At 72.9% G+C, this 16,843-nt stretch carries 16 protein-coding genes and 2 tRNA genes; 14 read left to right on the top strand and 4 right to left on the bottom strand.

The genetic code is table 11. From position 1 onward, the window contains the following. Positions 1–56 precede the first annotated feature (56 nt). Positions 57–1,001 carry a ribose-phosphate diphosphokinase gene (locus ACZ6R6_RS04160; RefSeq protein ID WP_470090048.1) on the top strand — a complete coding sequence of 315 codons (945 nt, stop codon included), beginning with the start codon at positions 57–59 and terminating at the stop codon, positions 999–1,001. A 143-nt stretch (positions 1,002–1,144) separates the two neighbouring features. On the opposite strand, the gene ACZ6R6_RS04155 is transcribed toward ACZ6R6_RS04160, so the two are convergent. After that, on the bottom strand, positions 1,145–1,456 hold the full coding sequence (locus ACZ6R6_RS04155) for a hypothetical protein (RefSeq protein WP_470090046.1): 312 nt from the start codon (positions 1,454–1,456) through the stop codon (positions 1,145–1,147). A gap of 55 nt (positions 1,457–1,511) precedes the next feature. On the opposite strand from ACZ6R6_RS04155, the gene ACZ6R6_RS04150 reads away from it, so the two are divergent. Continuing rightward, complete coding sequence (locus ACZ6R6_RS04150; protein WP_470090045.1) at positions 1,512–4,847, top strand: BTAD domain-containing putative transcriptional regulator; 3,336 nt, start codon at positions 1,512–1,514, stop codon at positions 4,845–4,847. Positions 4,848–4,957: 110 nt separating this feature from the next. Here the strand turns inward: ACZ6R6_RS04150 and ACZ6R6_RS04145 are convergent, their stop codons facing one another. Continuing rightward, entirely contained in the window at positions 4,958–5,608 is a 651-nt protein-coding gene (locus ACZ6R6_RS04145; RefSeq protein WP_470090043.1) for a hemerythrin domain-containing protein, read from the bottom strand. Between the two features lie 346 nt (positions 5,609–5,954). On the opposite strand from ACZ6R6_RS04145, the gene ACZ6R6_RS04140 reads away from it, so the two are divergent. The 9 genes from ACZ6R6_RS04140 to ACZ6R6_RS04100 all read left to right on the top strand — a co-directional run bounded on the left by ACZ6R6_RS04140 (position 5,955) and on the right by ACZ6R6_RS04100 (position 11,673). Then, positions 5,955–6,566, top strand: a complete 612-nt coding sequence (locus ACZ6R6_RS04140) for a hypothetical protein (protein WP_470090041.1) — start codon at positions 5,955–5,957, stop codon at positions 6,564–6,566. Positions 6,567–6,667: 101 nt separating this feature from the next. Further along, positions 6,668–6,740: transfer RNA gene (locus ACZ6R6_RS04135), tRNA-Thr, on the top strand. Between the two features lie 201 nt (positions 6,741–6,941). Beyond that, positions 6,942–7,015, top strand: a tRNA-Met gene (locus ACZ6R6_RS04130). 75 nt (positions 7,016–7,090) lie between these two features. Further along, positions 7,091–7,255 carry a 50S ribosomal protein L33 gene (gene rpmG, locus ACZ6R6_RS04125; RefSeq protein WP_036325591.1) on the top strand — a complete coding sequence of 55 codons (165 nt, stop codon included), beginning with the start codon at positions 7,091–7,093 and terminating at the stop codon, positions 7,253–7,255. A gap of 262 nt (positions 7,256–7,517) precedes the next feature. Next, positions 7,518–7,964 (top strand): MaoC family dehydratase N-terminal domain-containing protein, encoded by a 447-nt coding sequence (locus ACZ6R6_RS04120; RefSeq protein ID WP_470090039.1) that lies wholly within the window; start codon positions 7,518–7,520, stop codon positions 7,962–7,964. A gap of 1 nt (position 7,965) precedes the next feature. After that, on the top strand, positions 7,966–8,394 hold the full coding sequence (locus ACZ6R6_RS04115) for a MaoC family dehydratase (RefSeq protein WP_470090037.1): 429 nt from the start codon (positions 7,966–7,968) through the stop codon (positions 8,392–8,394). Positions 8,395–8,483: 89 nt separating this feature from the next. Beyond that, positions 8,484–9,734 carry a glycosyltransferase family 2 protein gene (locus tag ACZ6R6_RS04110; RefSeq protein ID WP_470090036.1) on the top strand — a complete coding sequence of 417 codons (1,251 nt, stop codon included), beginning with the start codon at positions 8,484–8,486 and terminating at the stop codon, positions 9,732–9,734. Positions 9,735–9,789: 55 nt separating this feature from the next. Beyond that, the gene (locus tag ACZ6R6_RS04105) at positions 9,790–10,827 is read left to right on the top strand and encodes a UDP-N-acetylmuramate dehydrogenase (RefSeq protein WP_470090034.1); all 1,038 of its coding nucleotides are present in this window, start codon (positions 9,790–9,792) and stop codon (positions 10,825–10,827) included. Between the two features lie 276 nt (positions 10,828–11,103). Continuing rightward, entirely contained in the window at positions 11,104–11,673 is a 570-nt protein-coding gene (locus ACZ6R6_RS04100; protein ID WP_470090033.1) for a TMEM165/GDT1 family protein, read from the top strand. Positions 11,674–11,693: 20 nt separating this feature from the next. Here ACZ6R6_RS04100 and ACZ6R6_RS04095 read toward each other — a convergent pair whose 3' ends face one another. Beyond that, positions 11,694–12,623, bottom strand: coding sequence for a LysR family transcriptional regulator (locus ACZ6R6_RS04095; RefSeq protein ID WP_470090031.1), 930 nt, complete (start codon positions 12,621–12,623; stop codon positions 11,694–11,696). Positions 12,624–12,730: 107 nt separating this feature from the next. Between ACZ6R6_RS04095 and ACZ6R6_RS04090 the strand changes: the two genes are divergently transcribed. Together ACZ6R6_RS04090 and ACZ6R6_RS04085 are read left to right on the top strand one after the other, a co-directional pair. Next, positions 12,731–13,240, top strand: coding sequence for a cupin domain-containing protein (locus ACZ6R6_RS04090; RefSeq protein WP_470090029.1), 510 nt, complete (start codon positions 12,731–12,733; stop codon positions 13,238–13,240). Positions 13,241–13,254: 14 nt separating this feature from the next. Beyond that, the gene (locus ACZ6R6_RS04085) at positions 13,255–14,625 is read left to right on the top strand and encodes an MFS transporter (protein WP_470090027.1); all 1,371 of its coding nucleotides are present in this window, start codon (positions 13,255–13,257) and stop codon (positions 14,623–14,625) included. A gap of 147 nt (positions 14,626–14,772) precedes the next feature. Here ACZ6R6_RS04085 and ACZ6R6_RS04080 read toward each other — a convergent pair whose 3' ends face one another. After that, positions 14,773–15,009, bottom strand: coding sequence for a glutaredoxin domain-containing protein (locus tag ACZ6R6_RS04080; RefSeq protein WP_306860125.1), 237 nt, complete (start codon positions 15,007–15,009; stop codon positions 14,773–14,775). A gap of 128 nt (positions 15,010–15,137) precedes the next feature. Between ACZ6R6_RS04080 and ACZ6R6_RS04075 the strand changes: the two genes are divergently transcribed. After that, positions 15,138–16,784 carry an ABC transporter substrate-binding protein gene (locus ACZ6R6_RS04075; protein ID WP_470090025.1) on the top strand — a complete coding sequence of 549 codons (1,647 nt, stop codon included), beginning with the start codon at positions 15,138–15,140 and terminating at the stop codon, positions 16,782–16,784. Positions 16,785–16,843 lie beyond the last annotated feature (59 nt).

The raw sequence follows: 16,843 nt of genomic DNA, 5'->3' as shown, positions 1-16,843 counted from the left end.
CCGATAGCATGCCGCTCGCCTGGCTGATCCCACGGTTCACAAGCAAGGAGCGCCCCGTGCGAGACATCACGGTGTTCAGCGGTAGTGCCCATCCCGAGCTGGCCGCAGAGATCTGCTCCCACCTGGGGACCCCGCTGCATCCGGTCCGGGTCAAGCGGTTCGCCAACGACTGCCTGGAGGTGCAGCTACCGGCGAACTGCCGGGAGCGGGACGTGTTCCTCATCCAGCCGCTCGTCCCCCCGGTCCAGGAGAACCTCGTCGAGCTGCTCCTCATGCTGGACGCCGCCAGGGGCGCCTCGGCCGCCCGGACGACCGTGGTGATGCCCCATTACGCCTACGCCCGATCGGACAAGAAGGACGCGCCGCGCATCTCCATCGGGGCGCGGCTGGTCGCCGACCTCCTGGTGGCGGCGGGAGCCGGCCGGGTGCTGGCCATGACCCTGCACGCGCCCCAGGTGCACGGGTTCTTCAGCGTCCCGGTCGACCATCTGCACGCCCTGCGCGAGCTGGCCGCCCACTTCCGCCAGTACGACCTCTCCAACGCCGTCGTCGTCTCCCCGGACCTGGGCAACGCCAAGGAGGCCGCGGCCTTCGCCCGCCTTCTGGGGATCGAGGTCGCGATGGGGGCCAAGCAGCGGGTCAGCGACGACCGGGTCATCATCGGATCGGTGATCGGCGACGTCGCGGGCAAGGACGTCATCGTCCTGGACGACGAGATCGCCAAGGGCACGACGGTGATGGAGCTGCTCGACCGTCTCCGGGAGCGCGGGGTCAACTCGGTGCGGATCGCCTGCACCCACGGCCTCTTCGCCGACGGGGCCGTCGACCGCCTCGGCGACCAGCCCGACGTCGAGGAGATCGTCTGCACCAACACCGTGCCCATCCCGGACGCCAAGCCCGGCTCCAAGCTCCGGGTCCTGTCGATCGCCCCCGCGCTCGCCGAGGCCATGCGCCGAATCCACGACGGCGAGTCGGTCAGCGCCCTGTTCGACGCTCCCTGATCGGCCGGCGCCCTGTCCGACGCCCCTGAGGTGTCTCGCGCCGCCTGGCGCCACGGCGGTGACGCGCGGGCTCACCGGTGAGATCCCGCGGGCTCACCGGCGAGTCGGGGAAGGCCGTCCGGACAACTCCGAGGAGAGCGCCCTCACCGGCTGAGCGCGTTCCACAGCGTGGCGAACTCCTCAGCGGTCAGCCGGTTCAGGCCGAAGTCGTCCGGATAGATCGGGCCTTCGGCCAGGAAGCCGTGCTCGTCCTCGATGTGACTCCACGAATACCGGCGGGCGAGGCCGTCCGATCCCAGCTCGGCATGCCTGACGGGCCAATACTCCCCGCCGTCGTCCATGACGGTCTCGAACAGCCACACATGGCCGTCGTCGTCCACCCCGTGCCAGTACCAGTGGGGCCGGTCACTCTCGTCGAGCGCCCGGATCGTCGCCTTGCGCCGGTCTTGCAGCATTGTGCTCCTCAATGTCAATCAAATGGCGATCAGGGACGCATACTCTGCCCCTGTCATGTTGCGTGTTCTCGGTCCGCTCCAGGCGGAGATCAACGGTCGTGCGGTGGAGCTGGGCGCCTCCCGGCAGCGGGCCGTGGTGGCCAGGCTGGTCGCCGCGGGCGGACATGTGGTCTCCACCGATCGTTTCATCGATGACCTGTGGCGGGGGCAGCCCCCGCCCAAGGCGCTGGCCGCCCTCCAGGTGTACGTGTCCAACCTGCGGCGGGCGCTCGAACCCGACCGGCCGCCCCGGACACCCGCCACCGTGCTGGTCAGCGCCGCTCCGGGTTACCGCCTTCGGCTGGAGCCCGGAAAGGTGGACGCCTGGGTGTTCCCCGGGCTGGTCGACTCCGCCACGGCGGCGCTCGCCTCGGGCGACGGGACGCGGGCACTCGACCTGGCCGACCGGGCGCTCGCGCTGTGGCAGGGCCCGGCCTACGCGGAGTTCGCCGACGACGAGTGGGCGGAGCCGGAGACGGCGCGCCTGGAGGAGCTGCGGCTGGTCGCCGTGGAGTGCCGGGCGGAGGCCCGGCTGGTGCTCGGGCGCAACGCGGAGATCGAGCTTGAGCAGCACGTCCGCGCGCACCCGCTCAGGGAGAACGCCGTGCGCCTGCTCGCTCTGGCCTACTACCGGGCCGGGCGGCAGGCGGACGCGCTGGCCGCGATCAGGAAGGCCCGCGAGACCCTGGCCGGTGAGCTCGGGGTGGACCCCGGGCCGGCGCTGCGCGGGTTGGAGGCGGACATCCTGGCCCACGCGGGCTCCCTGCGCCGGGAAGCGCCGGTGATCTCCGGTCCCCCGGCCCGGGAAGCGCCGGTGGTCTCCGGTCCCCTGATCGCCACCCGGGCCCCCGGGCGGGTCCTGACCTGGACATCCGAGGAGAGCGGGCTGATCGGCCGTACGGCGGAGCTGGCCGCGCTCCACGCCGTCGCCGGGGCGGCGGGGCTGCGCACGGTGTGGCTGGGCGGGGACGCGGGAGCCGGCAAGAGCACGCTGGCCGGAGCGTTCGCGGAGAGCCTGGCGGGCCGGGGATGGCTGACCGCCGCGGGCCGGTGCCCGGAGACGGACGGCGGCGCGCCGCCCGCGTGGGCGTGGAGCGAGGTCCTGCGTGGGCTGGCCGCCGAGCGGCCGCCGGCCGACGACGTGGCGGTACGGCTGGCGCCCCTGCTGGTCGACGACACCCCGGCCGCCGAGCGGTTCCTGCTGGCCAGAGCGGTGGAGGACTACCTGGCGCAGGTCGCCGGGGCCGATACGCGCCTGCTGGTCGTGCTGGAGGACGTGCACCGCGCCGACGAGGAGACGCTGCGGCTGCTGCGCCATCTGGCGGTACGGCTCGCGGCGGCGGAGATCATGATCGTTGCCACCTACCGTCCCGCCGAGGCCGCCGACCATCTCGGCGCGACCTGGGCGGCCCTCACCGGGCGGCACACCCACCGCCTCGACCTGTACGGGCTCAGCGACGACGGGGTGGCCCAGCTGCTGCGGGAGCGCTCGGGGCGGGAGATCGACCCGGTGACCGCGCGCACCGTGGCGGAGCGGACCGGCGGCAACCCGCTCTTCGTGTGCGAGACCGCGCGGCTGATCGCCACCGACGGGACGCCGGCGGCCCGGACGCTGCCGCCCGGCGTGCGCGACCTGATCCGGCGCAGGATCGCCCGGCTGCCCGCCACGGCCCAGACCACGCTGAGGGACGCGGCGATCGTCGGCCGGGACGTCGACGTGGACGTGCTGCTCGCGATGGACGGCGCCGACGAGGACGCGGTGCTGGACGGGCTGGAGGCGGGCGTGCTGACCGGGCTGCTGACCGAGCCCGCGCCGGGCCGGGTCCGCTTCGCCCACGTGCTCGTGCGGGAGACCCTCTACGAGGACACCCCCGGCATCCGCCGTACCCGGCTGCACGGCCGGGTCCTCGGCGCGCTGGAGCGCCTCAGGCCCGGGGACGTCTCAGCCCTGGGACACCACGCGCTCGCGGCGGCCACCACGAGCAGCGCGGGACGGGCGGTGCCGTACGCGGTGGCGGCGGCGGAGCGGGCGGCGGCCCTGCACGCCTACCGGGAGGCGGGGGGCCTCTATCAGGGAGCGCTCGATCTCGTGGACGACGACCACCGCCGGTTCGACCTGCTCTGCCGCCTGGTGGGCGTGCAGGCTCACGAGGGCAACGTGATGGCCGCCAGGGAGAACCGGGAGCGGGCGATCGCGGTGGCGCGGCGGCTCGGGACGGGGCTCATCCGCGCGCTGACCACCTACGAGGCCCCGGTGACCTGGTCGATCCAGCCGGACCGCCGGATCGACGAGGCGTTCGTCGCGGCGGTCCGGGAGGCGCTGGAGGGGGACACGGCGGGCGAGGACGGCGACGAGGCCCGTTGCCGGTTGCTGGCCACGCTCACCTTCGAGCTGGAGGGGCACGACGACGAGGTGTGCGAGTCGTCCAGCGCCGAGGCGCTGCGGCTGGCCCGGAGGCTGGGCCGTACCGAACTGGTCTGCCTCGCGCTCAACGCCCGCTACTTCGTCCTGCTGACGCCGCACCGGCGTGAGGAGCTGGAGGCGGTGGGCCGGGAGCTGGTGGAACTGGGCGAGCGTGCCGGGCTGCCCGGTTACCGGATGCAGGGCCACCACGCCCTCTACATGGTGAGCCTCGGCCGCAACGACCTCCCCGCCGCGCGCCATCACGCGGACCGGGCCCTGGAGCACTCCACCAGCGGCCAGCTCGGCCTGGCACTGAGCGTGCTGTCGATGCTGGACACGCTGGTCCTGCTGATCAGGGGCGAGTTCGAGCGGGCGGAGCGCTCCTACTCGACGGTGGCCGAGCGGATGGCCGCCACCGGGGGCGCCAACGCCACCGGCATCGGCATGGTGGGCCGGTTCCTGTCCCGGCTGGTGGGCGGCCTGCCGCAGGACATCCCGGAGATGATGGCCATGTACGGGTTCATCCCGGATGACGTCTCCGAACTGCTGGTCCGGGCGCTGATCGCCGAGGGCCGGCACGAGGAGGCCCGGACGTTCTGGAAGCCCGGCTGGGCGGCGCGGAAGGACTACTACTGGCTGATACGGATGGCGCTGCGCGCGGAGAACGCGGTCGCCCTGGGCGACCGCGAGGTGAGCGAGCGGTGCTACCGGGAGCTCCTGCCGTGGGACGGCGAGCTGGCCGGTCTCTCCTCCGGGTCGGTCACCATCGGGCCCGTCGCGCACGTTCTGGGAGATCTCGCCGAGTCGCTCGGCCGGGACGGGGCGGCCCACTACGCGGCGGCGGAGCGCGTCGCCGAGCAGGCCGGCTCCTCGCACTGGGCCCGCAGGGCGGCCCGGGCCCGCGCCGCAGCCGCAGCCGGGGGCCGGTGCCCGGAGCCCGGGCGGTAGCCCGGCCCCGTCAGGGGCGGCTGGGCGCCGGCCATGACCGGCCGGCGTCCCACGCCCGGTGTCCTGCGCGCGCCCGCCGTACGGTGCCCTGGACCGGGCCGGAGCGTGGTTCAGATCTCGGCGAGAGGGCCGAAGACGAGCAGTTGGCGGCGGCGGTGGCCGCCGCGCAGCAGGGAGAGCAGCACCGTCAGCACGGGCCCGGCCAGCCTGCGCAGTCTGGCGAGCTCCGCCGGCCTGGCGTACTGCTCGATCCTCGGCAGGTCGACCCTGATGTTCCCGCCCTTGCGGACGGCGTCCTCGACCCGCTTCCAGTCGGCCACGGACACGTACTTCGTGATGATCGGGAAGAGCAGCCGCTCCTCCTCCTCGATGTGCTCGTCGAGCATGTCGGCGAGCCGGGCGAGCGAGAGGGCGAGCGCGCGGGCGTCCCCGCCGGAGGCGAACGCGGTCGCCCGGCTGTTGATCTCGGCCAGCAGGGGGTCCAGCTCGGAGTGGTCGTCGCTCAGGTCGCGCAGGTCCACCTCGGCGCCGGCGGTCCGCTCGATGACGGGCCAGAGCACCTCGTCCTCCATCGTGTGGTGATGGTGGATGCCCTGGCACAGCGTCGTGACGAATCCGGCGATGGCGGCGGCGCGGGCCCGGGTGGCGGACTGCCGGCCATCGGCCAGATCCGTGGCCAGCCGGGCCAGACGGCGGACGTCGCCGCGCATGGCTCGGTGGGTGATCTGGAAGCCCAGCAGTTCGGGGGTCTTGGGGGCCATCGCGGGTGTCTCCTCGGTCGGTACGGCTTGCTGCCCGACTCATGGTGTGACGGCCCGCTTATGACTTACTTGGTGATTTCTTATCGGGTGACCCGCCATCCGGTCGGCGCGGACAGCGGTCCCGCGCCGCTCGCTCTCACCGCATGTCCCATGTACGCCACGGAAAGTATTCGGAGCCGCCTGCCCGCCGGTTCGTGGCCTCCGCCGTACGATGCGGAGGGCGGCCCGGCGGATGATCGTCACCCCGCCGGCCGGAAGGTCCTCCCCCCGCCCTGCCGACGCGCAGGGACAAGTGCACAGGCAGCGCAGACACAGCGCAGACACAGCGCAGATACGGGGGGAAGGCATGCGCAGCAGCGCCATCGCCGCAGTGGTCGCCGTGCTCGGGACGGTCGTCGCGACCGCGGGATCCGGGGCGGCCGTCGCCGGGACCGGGCCCAGGGGCCCTGAGCCGGTCTACGTGTTCAACCTCCACGGGGCCGAGGAGGGGCGGGCCGACCAGCGGCCGGCGGACCTGGTCCTGTCCGAGAGCAGTTCCCTCAGCGAGATCACCTGGAGCAAGTGGGGGCCGCACGCGGCGCTCGGCACCGGCAAGCTGACCGGGACCTGGTGCCTGCCGGACTGCGAGGTCGAGCCGTACACCGCGACGGTCCTGCTGGGCAGCGTGCAGCGGATGAAGGGGAAGAGATACTTCGCCCACTTCGGCGTCTCCGGCGACTTCCCCGAGCCCGAGGACCACATCGGCACGGTGATCGGGGAACTGCCCACGCCTGAGCAGGCGGGCCGGACCAAGCGGACCGAGCAGGCCGAGCAGACCGACCAGGCCGAGCAGGCCGGTCGGGCCGAGCACTCCCGCCGGGCCGAGCAGGGCGGTCGGGCCGAGCACTCCCGCCGGGCGGAGCACTCGGGCCGCGCTGAGCAGGCCGGTCGGGCCGAGCGCGGTCTCCGGTGGCGCTGACGAGTGAGCGGTGGCGATCCGGGGGCCGCGATTGATTTCGCATCGCGCTCCCGGGGCGTGTATGGTTACACCTGTCCGCAGCGCGAGAGCGAAGCAGACAGGCCCCTTTAGCTCAGTCGGCAGAGCGTCTCCATGGTAAGGAGAAGGTCTACGGTTCGATTCCGTAAAGGGGCTCAACAGCCTAAAAGCCCTAACCATCCGGTTAGGGCTTTCGGCTTGGGTGGACCTGAAGGCCACCCGGACAGACTCAAGGCTCCCGGCGAGCAGACGGGCATACTGGGGAAACCCAGGAGCGATGGCCCTGACCTGCACAAGTACGCAGGCACTCTGCGCGTCGGGTATCCTTGCGGGGGTCGGTAGATTTCGCCGGCCCAAGGCGGAGTAGCTCAGCCAGGCAGAGCAAACGGCTCATAATCGTTGTGTCGCCGGTTCAAGTCCGGCCTCCGCTACTACCCTCCCGGGTCCCCTCACAAGGGGAGCTGGGCTGGGTTGTCCTAGTCCCGAACGTAGAAAGGCACTCCCAAGTGGCTGCCACCGACGTTAGGCCGAAGATCACGCTGGCCTGCCAGGAGTGCAAGCACCGCAACTACATCACGCGGAAGAACCGGCGCAACGACCCGGATCGGCTTGAGCTGAAGAAGTACTGCCCCAACTGCAAGACGCACAGGGCGCACCGCGAGACCCGCTAAGTCTCTGCGAAGCCTCCCGGTCCTCGACGGGAGATGGCTACTTCAGTAGCACTCATACTCAACGCAGACCGGCGTCCTCCTTCTGGAGGGCGCCGGTCTGTCGTATCTGTACAGCTTTTCCGCACGGGTGTTGACCACGCTCGACAGCCGGTGCCGGGCGGAGCCGGGCTAGGGTTTCCTGATGGCCGACCCGGGAAATACGTCCCGGAATCTTGTTCTGTTAGTGTCGGCCTCACCAGCTCGGTATCCGCAAAGGAGCACGATGGCTCTGAACCGTGATTTCGTCGGGCGGGCGTCCGCGCCTTCCGCGCCCTACGAGGTCAGCCGCGTGAAGATCAAAGAGTTCGCGACGGCGATCGGCGACAACAACCCGGTCTACCGGGACCGGGAGGCCGCCCGGGCCGCCGGACACCCGGACGTGATCGCGCCGCCCACCTTCCCCATCGTGTTCAGCCTGACCGGTGGGTCGGTCCTGGCGGACCCCGAGCTCGGCCTGAACTTCGCCATGGTCGTCCACGGTGAGCAGCGCTTCGAATACCAGCGGCCGATCCACGCCGGCGACGAGCTCGTCACCGTCTCCACGGTGACCGACATCCGCAGCGTCGGCCGCAACGAGCTCGTCACCGTCAGGAGCGATGTCACCACCGTCGACGGCGAACCCGTGTGCACGGCCTACAACACCATCGTCGAGCGCGGAGGGGCGGCCTGAGATGGCAGCGACTGTCAAATACGACGAGGTCGAGACGGGCCAGCAGATCCCGCCCGTCGACTACCCGGTCCGCCGCGCCAACCTGGTGATGTACGCCGGCGCCTCCGGCGACTTCAACCCCATCCACTGGAACGAGCGCTTCGCCAAGACCGTCGGCCTGCCCGACGTCATCGCGCACGGCATGTTCACCATGGCCCAGGGCGGAAGGTTCGTCACCGACTGGGTCGGCGACCCGGGCGCGGTCGTCGACTACGGCGTGCGCTTCTCCTCCATGGTGGTCGTCCCGGACGACGAGCAGGGCGCGGTGATCACGGTGAGCGGCGTCATCGAGGAGAAGCTGGAGGACAAGCGCGTGGTGGTCGCGCTGACCGCCAGGTCCGGCGACTCCCGGGTGCTCTCCAAGGCCCGCGCGGTGGTCCAGCTCGGCTAGCCGTCCTGACCACGGAGGTCGAGTACGGCTGGTCCGGCTCCCGGGCCGGGGGGCTGATTCTTCCCCCGGTCCGTGGGTAGCGTCCGGAGATGAGCGAAGTACCACCTCACGTGACGGGGCTCGCCGAGCAGCGGGCCAGGGCGCGGGCCGGCGGCGACCACGCCGGGGCCGACGCGCTCCGCGACAAGATCGAAGCCGAGGGCTGGCTCGTCCGTGACACCGCGGACGGTTTCGAGCTGATCCCCCGGCCTCCCTTCGAGGTGTGGCCGACGGTGAGCTCCGTCCCCGAGACGGGGACGGGCGGCCGGCGGTCCGGACGGGCCGGTCCCGCCGGCTCCGAGCCCGCCGGCCGGGACACCGCCTCCATGGACGCCGGCCGGGTCGCCGAGGCCGCGGCCCCCGAGGCCAGGCCCGAGCGGCTCGACGACCTGAACGCCGAGCGGGTCGCCGAGGCGGAGGCGGCGCCGGAGCAGAAGCCCGAGGGCTCCGAGCTCGTCGGCCGCGCCGACGACCACGGGGGTCACCCCGAGTGGGACGACCATGAGGGCCATCCCGAGCGGATGGTCTCCTCCCAACTGCTGTGGGATGGGAGCCTGTCGGTGTCGCGCCTCGACGAGTCGATCACTCCCGTCGAGCACGCGGAGCCCGCCGCGCCGCCCACCGTGACCGTCGGCCTCCTGGTCGACGGCTGGCCCGATGACCTGCGCGAGTGCGTCCGTGCCCTGGTGGCCCGCACCGAGGCCAGGATCATCGGTCTCGACCTGGGCGACGTCGACGGCGCCGGCGCCGTCCTGCACGAGCTGGCCCAGGAGTTCCCCCGCCGGGTCGAGGCCTGGCACGTGGCCGAGGCCCCGCACTGGAGGGGAGGCACGGCCGGGTGGGGCGAGAGCCGTACCAAGCTGCTCAAGCTCGACACCTCCGACGTGCACGTCGTGATGGAGACCTCCACGATCCTGGACGGCGACGCGATCACTCCGCTGGTCCGGACGCTGACCGACGACGTGGCCGCGGCGGGCTGGAAGGGCGTGAACCCCGGGGCCGACGGTCACGAGTGGCATGACGCGGAGCCCGGCGAGGTCCGCGGGCTGCTCGGCCACCTGTTCGCGGTCAGGCGCGACGCCGCGCTCGCGGCCGGCGGCTTCCCCGCGGGGGCCCGCTACTACCGCAACGCCGACCTGGAGTTCTCCCTCATGCTTCCCGGCACCCTCGTCGCCCTCGACAGGGACCTGCCGGTCCACCAGGAACGGCACCGCGGCTACCACGACGTCGACCCTGACTACCGCGCCAGGGAGTCCCGCCGGACCTACGACCGCGTGCTGAGGCTGCTCCGCGACACCTAGCCGCTCCGTGCCACGTAGGCTGGTCGCGGATTTCGGCCGGGTGGTGGGGAAGCGCATGACTGAGCGGGTTGCAGGGGTACGGCTGGCGCCGTACACGACGTTGGGGCTGGGCGGACCGGCCGGGGCGTTCGTGGCGGCGGGGTCGGCGGAGGAGATCGTCGAGCTGGTGGCCGGCGCGGACCGGGCGGGCGAGCCGGTGCTCGTGCTCGGCGGCGGCAGCAACCTGGTCGTGTCGGACGAGGGGTTCGACGGGCTGGTCGTGCGTGTCGGGTCGCGGGGGATCGAGGTCGACGGAGACCGCTTCACCGTGCAGGCGGGAGAAGACTGGGACGGGCTGGTCGCCCGCGCGGTGGCGGAAGGGCGGTCGGGGATCGAGTGCCTGTCCGGCATCCCGGGGCTGGTCGGCTCCACGCCGATCCAGAACGTCGGGGCCTACGGTCAGGACGTCTCGCAGACGATCACCGGGGTGCGGGTTTACGACCGCAAGGACGGCGAGGTGCGCGACCTGACCGCCGGTGAGTGCGGGTTCGCCTACCGGCACAGCGTGTTCAAGGAGGAGCCCGGGCGGCACGTCGTCCTGGCGGTCACCTACGAGCTGGCCGGGGGAGAGCTGTCCGGCCCGGTCGCCTACAAGGAGCTGGCCGGCAGGCTGGGCGTCGCCCTCGGTGAGCGGGTGCCGCCGGCGGAGGCCCGCGCGGCGGTGCTGGAGCTGCGCCGGGGCAAGGGGATGGTGCTCGACGCCGACGACCCCGACAGCCGGAGCGCGGGCTCGTTCTTCACCAACCCCGTCCTCACCGCCGCGGAGGCGGCCGAGCTGGAGCTGCGTGCCCCCGGACACCCCCGGTGGGACATGCCGGACGGCGCGGTCAAGGTCCCGGCGGCCTGGCTGATCGAGAACGCCGGGTTCCCCAAGGGCTACCGCCGCGGCCCGGCGCGCATCTCCACCAAGCACACCCTCGCCATGACGAATCCAGAGATGTCGGCGACGACCGCCGACCTCCTCGACCTGGCCCGCGAGGTCCGGGACGGGGTGCGGGAGAAGTTCGGCGTCACCCTCGTCAACGAGCCCGTGATGGTCGGCACCCACCTCTGACCCGGGCCGGGGAGCGGGAAGGGGCCGTTCCGGGGAATGCGCGGGCGGCCGCGCCTGTTAGGGTCAGATGGAAACACCCGAAGGGGAGTAGTCCCAATCGCGTGATCGACATACTGGCGCCCCGGGCGCCCGGTCGCGCGGGCCTGGCATCCGAGCCGATCCAGGCGGACGAGACCTTCGGCCTGGCAGGCATACACCGATGCTGCCGGGCCGAAGCGTGCCCGTCTCCCCGGGTGCCCCTTCCGGCCCGGCCGCGCGCGCGGAAGGGCAATCCCGTTGGAAGCGTTCTGGATCAGTCTCGCGGTGATCTTCGTCGCCGAGCTCGGCGACAAGAGTCAGCTCATGGCGATGACGTTCGCGACCCGGTTCAAGCCATGGCCGGTCCTGGCCGGCATCACCCTGGCCACCGCGGTCGTCCACCTGGTCAGCGTCGGCCTGGGCCGGCTGGCCGGTGACCTGATTCCCACCACGGCCATCACGATCATCGCGGGCCTCGCGTTCCTCGGCTTCGCCGTGTGGACCCTGCGCGGGGACGAGCTGACCGACGAGGAGTCGCAGAAGGCGCAGCGCACCACCCGGTCGGCGATCATCGCCGTGACCGTCGCCTTCTTCCTCGCCGAGCTCGGCGACAAGACCATGCTCGCCACCATCACGCTGGCCACCCAGCACGGCTGGTTCGGCACCTGGCTCGGCTCGACGGTCGGCATGGTCGCCGCCGACGCGCTGGCCATCGCGGTCGGCCGGATGCTCGGCAAGCACCTGCCCGAGAAGATCATCCGGTACGGCGCCGCCGCCGCCTTCGCGATCTTCGGAGTCATCCTGCTGGTCGAGCCGCTGCTGGCCTGACGAGGATCCCCCGGCCCGGCTCATGTCGCCCGCGCGCCGCCCTCCTGCGGCGCGTCGCCGCTCCGCGCACCGTCGTCCGGCGCGCCGGCTCCGAACGAGGTGAGCAGGTGCCGCAGGGCGGCGGTGAGCGGCCTGTCGCGGATGGCGAGCGAGGTGACGACGGCCGGTCCGGCCAGCGGCCGGAAGGTCACGTGGTGCGCGAGCGGCAGCCCCGAGACCTCGTAGAAGACCGTCCAGGAGGGCGGACCCGTCCCGATCTCGGCCAGAGTCTCCTGCAGGCTGGTGAACGGCGGCCCCGGGGGCGGGTCGATCCCGGCCGCGCGGCAGGCGCCGGTGATCAGATCGTGGAAGGGAGGGTTCCTCTCCCGGGGGGCCAGCCGCAGCGGCAGGTGCGCGAGCTGCTCCAGGCGGAGCAGGGGCTCGTCCGCCAGCGGGTGGGCGGCGGGCAGGGCGACGTACAGCGGGTCGCTCCAGACGCGGATCAGCCGCAGGCCGGGGGCCGAGGTCAGGGCGCGTACGAGCGCGGCGTCCAGCCCGCCGGAGCGCACCGCGGCCAGCCGGTCGGCCAGCGGGGCGTTCCTGAGCCGGACCTGCAGCCCGGGGGCGATGGCGGCCAGCTCGGCCAGGGTGCGGTAGAGCCGGTCCCCCGGGCCGTGGACCGCGCCCAGCCGCAGGATGCCGTCGGCGCCCGCCACGATCTCGGCCGCGACCTGCCGGGTGCGGTCCGCCGCGGTGAGCACGGCCCTGGCCTCGGGCAGCAGGCGCTCCCCGGCGGAGGAGAGCTGGACGTGCCGGGTGGAGCGGTCGAAGAGCGGCAGCCCGAGCTCGCGCTCCAGCCTGCGGATCTGCTGGCTCACCGCGGACTGCACGATGTTCAGGCGCTCGGCGGCCCGGCCGAATCCCCCCTCCTCCGCGACGGCGAGGAAGTACTCCAGCTGCCGGAGCTCCACGGCTCCTCCATTCATCACGATCGGTGATTTCTGCAGGTGACAACTGCTTCTGGTCCGTGAGGTGTTCCCACGCTCGAATGGGAGGCAAGCATCTGGAAGGAGTGTGCATGTCATCGAACGACCCGGATACGAGCCGTGCTGTGATCGTCCGCGCGGAGAGCGCCGAGGTGGTGGAGCTGGCGGCGGGCAGCGCGTTCCGGCTGCTGGTCGACGCCGGCGGCACCGGGGGCGCGCTCGGCGTCAACCGGCTCATGTTGAGCCGCGGCGCCGACGGAGCCGCCCCGCACCGCCACGCGCTGTCCTCGGAGACGTTCTACGTGCTCGACGGGGTCATGGAGTTCCTCCTCGGCGATCAGCTGGTCACGGTGGCCGGGGGCGACCTCGTGGTGGTGCCGCCGGGGTTGCCGCACGCGTTCGGCGCCGCCCCCGATTCGGCCGCCGACGTGCTGGTGGTCCTGGCGCCCGGTGTCGAGCGGTTCGGCTACTTCCGGCATCTGGGGCGCGTCGCCCGTGGGCTGGAGCCCGGCGACGGCCTGCCGGCCGTGCAGGCGCGCCACGACGTCCACCCCGTGAGCAGTGCGGCCTGGCAGGCCGCACGCACCCCCGTCACCCGATGAAAGAGGCGCCGTCGATGTCTTCCACCTCCGCCGTCGGGCAGCCGCCCGCCGTGGCCGCCGGTCCGGCCGCGATCGGGCCGTTCTCGACCGCGGTACGGCTCGGCGCCCTGTTCGGCCCCGCGGTGTTCGGCGTCACCGCGGCCGGCGTCGCGCTGCCCAGCGTCGCGACCGCGCTGCGCGCCGGACCCGCCGCGGTGGTCTGGGTCCTCACCGCGCACGCCCTCGCGCTCGGCATCGGCACCGCGGTCTTCGGGCGGCTGGCCGACTCCTGGGGGGTGCGGGCCGCGCTCACCGCGGGCTCGCTGCTCCTGGCGGCCGGCGCCGTCTGCTGCCTGGCCGCCCCGGACCTGGGCGTGCTGATCGCCGGGCGGCTGGTGCTCGCCGCCGGGTCGGGGGCGATGACCTCCGGCGGCCTGGCCCTGCTCGCCGCCACCGATCCGGCCGTCCGGGCCAGGGTGCTGGCCGCCTACGGGGGCGTCATGGCGCTGTTCGCGGCCGGCGCCACGCTGGTCGGCGGGGTGGTGACGGCCTGGCTGTCCTGGCGGATGACCCTGGTGCTGCCCGCGCTGTCGCTCCTGGCCGTGCCGTTCTGCCTGGCCCTGGCCACCAGGCCGGGATCGCGCAGGCCGGTGGACGTGGTTGGCGCGGCCCTGCTCACCACCGCGGTCAGCTCACTGCTGCTGCTGATCCAGGCGCGGACGCTGAGCCTGCCGGGCGCGGTCGCGGCGGCGCTCACGGCTGTGCTGGCGCTGTCCTCGGCGGGCCTGGCACGGCGGGTCCAGCGCAGGCCGGGCGGCTTCGTGCCACGTCCGGTGGCCGGCGACTCCGGGTTCTGGGCCGCGGCGGCCGTCGGCGTCGGCGTCTACGGCGGCCTGTTCGCCATGATGTACGCGGTGCCCCAGATCCTGGCCAGGTCCCACGGCTGGAGCGTGCTCGCGGTCGGCGCCGCGCTGCTGCCCGGCGCGGCGGTGGGCGCCGTGCTGTCCCGCGTGGCGGGCGGTCTCGGCGCCCGCGCCGGCCGGCGGCTGCTGGCCGGCGCCGCCGCCGTGACGGGTGCCATCGTGGCCGTGGCCGGGTTCGCGGGCGGCGGGGCGTGGCCCCTGGTCGCCGGCGCCTCGCTCGCCCTGGCCTCCTTCGCCCTCACCCAGGTGGTGCTCACGGGGGAGATGTCGGCCAGGCTGCCGCTGCCGCTGCGCGGCGCGGGCATGGGGCTGCTCAACCTCGCCTTCTTCGTCGGGGGCGGCGTCGGCTCCGCCGTGGCCGGCGCGCTGGCTCCGTCGATGGGCCTGTCCCGCGTGCTCGTCGTGGTCGCGTGCTTCCCGCTGGCCGCCGCCGTGCTCGCGCTGACGCCGGTGCGTGCCCCGAAGGGCGAGCCGGAGCGCTGACCGGCCGCTCCCCGCGCCGGCCGTACCCCGCGCCGGCCGTACCCCCGGCCGTACCCCCCAGCTGTACCCGCGCCAAGCCGTACCCTCCGCTGGCCGGCGCCGGGGACGCAGGCGGCCGCCTCAGCCGGCCGTGCTCCTGCCGGCCGGTCAGGACAGACGGCCCTGGATCTCCCGCACGCTGGGGTTGACCAGGGCCGAGCCGTCGGGCAGCACCACGGTCGGGATCAGCCAGGAGCCGCCGCCGAGTTCGGTGATGAGCTCGATCGCCCCCGGCGTCCGGTCGACGTCCACCTCGGTGAAGGGGATGTCCGCCCGGGTGAGCCCCTCCTTCAGCCGATGGCAGTGACCGCACCAGGGGGCGCTGTAGACGGTGACGGAGGCCATGAATTCCCCATTCAACAGGTGGGTTTGACCGGAATGCTACCTAGCGAATACTCTCCTGTGCCAAGTGGATAGTAATGGTAGACGCAGCAGCTAGGTGACCTGGCTGGCCGCATGAAAGTGGGTCCCCTGTGGCCGATCTCCCCGACACCGCCCTCACCCGGCGCTCCCTTCTGAGGTCCATCGCCATCGTCGGGGGCCTGGCGGCGGTCCCGGGCCTCGTGACGGCCTGCGGCTCGACCGGGCCGGCGGGTCAGGGGAGCCCGTCCGGAGGGGCGGCTGGCCCCCGCGACGTCCTGAGGGTCGCGCTGCCCTCCTCCATCAGCTCGCTGGACGCGAGCAAGGAGGCGGGCATCATGAACTACGTCGTCGCCCTCCTCTGCCAGGAGGCGCTGGTCGGGGTCGGCCAGGACGGCAGCCTCCAGCCGGCCCTCGCCGAGTCGTGGAGCCGTAAGGACCCGAAGACCTATGTCTACACGATCCGCAGTGGTGTGACCTTCGCGGACGGGACGCCGCTGGCCGCCGACGACGTCGTGGCCAGCCTCGACCTCCATGCCAGGAAGGGCTCCACCTCGGCCTTCGCCTACGCCTACGCCAACGTGGACAAGATCAAGGCAAGTGGGCCGGCCGAGGTCACGATCACGCTGAAGCAGCCCGACGCGTCCTTCGCCTGGACCCCGTCGCCGGGCACCCTGCTCGTGACGGGCCGGAAGTTCATCGAGGCCACCGGCCAGGACATCGGCACCCCCACCGGGAAGATCCTCGGGACCGGGCCGTACAAGGTGACCGAGTTCGCGCCCGACTCGCACGTGACGCTGGAGCGCAACGACGCCTGGTGGGGCGGCAAGGCGCCGTACCGCCAGATCAGGCTGGACTTCATCCCCGAGGAGTCCACCCGGCTGCTCGCCATGCGGGGCGGCTCGGTCGACGTCGCGCTGAACGTGCCCGCCGAGCAGATCGACCAGTGGAAGGCGGTGCCCGGCGCCGAGCTGAAGACGGCCAGCGACCGCTCCCTGGTCACGCTCGCCTTCAACACCGCCAAGAAGCCGTGGAACGACGTCCACGTCCGCCGGGCGGTCGCCCACGCGGTCGACCGGGAGGGCATCGTGCGCAGCGTCCTGCGCGGCCACGGCCAGGTCGCCGCCACCATCCCCGACCCCGCCCAGTGGGGTGGCGTGCTCGGCGAGGCCGAGGTCAAGAGCCTGTACGAGAGCATCCCGCAGTACGGCTTCGACCTCGCCCAGGCACGTGCCGAGCTGGCCCGGTCGTCGGTCCCGGGCGGCTTCAGCGACGTGCTGACCTATCCCGGCAGCGGGCCCCAGCTCGGCAGGGCCGCGCTCACCCTCGCGCAGAACCTCAAGACCATCGGGATCACCCTGGAGGTCAAGGAGGTCCCGCTGGAGCAGTGGATCGCCGAGCTCGGCAAGCACGCCTCCGGCATCTACCTGGGGTGGTACTTCGCGACGACGGGCGACCCGTCGGAGTACGTCCAGCAGCTCCTCAACAGCGCCTACGCCGGCGAGAACGGCTCCAACATCGCCGAATACGACAACCCCGAGGTGACCGGCCTGCTCGACCGGGCCAAGGAGGCCGTCGAGGAGGCGGCCCGGGGCAAGCTCCTCGGCGAGGCGCTGGTCAAGGCCGCCGCAGACGTCCCCTACCAGCCGCTGTGGTGGGGGGAGGCGGCGACCGCGTTCGGCCCGGGCGTCGGCACCGGAGAGTTCGGGCCCTACTTCTTCGTCGGCCCCTGGGCCGCCAAGCTCTCCGCCCGCTCATGACCGGGCCGGAGACACCGGCGGCGCCGGAGACGTATCAGGCGCCGCCGGGAGCGCAGGCC

It is taken from the genome of Streptosporangium sp. NPDC048886, from assembly GCF_055586905.1.
The sequence above is the reverse complement of the archived record's forward strand: the minus strand, read 5'-3'. Positions and strand labels throughout refer to the sequence as shown.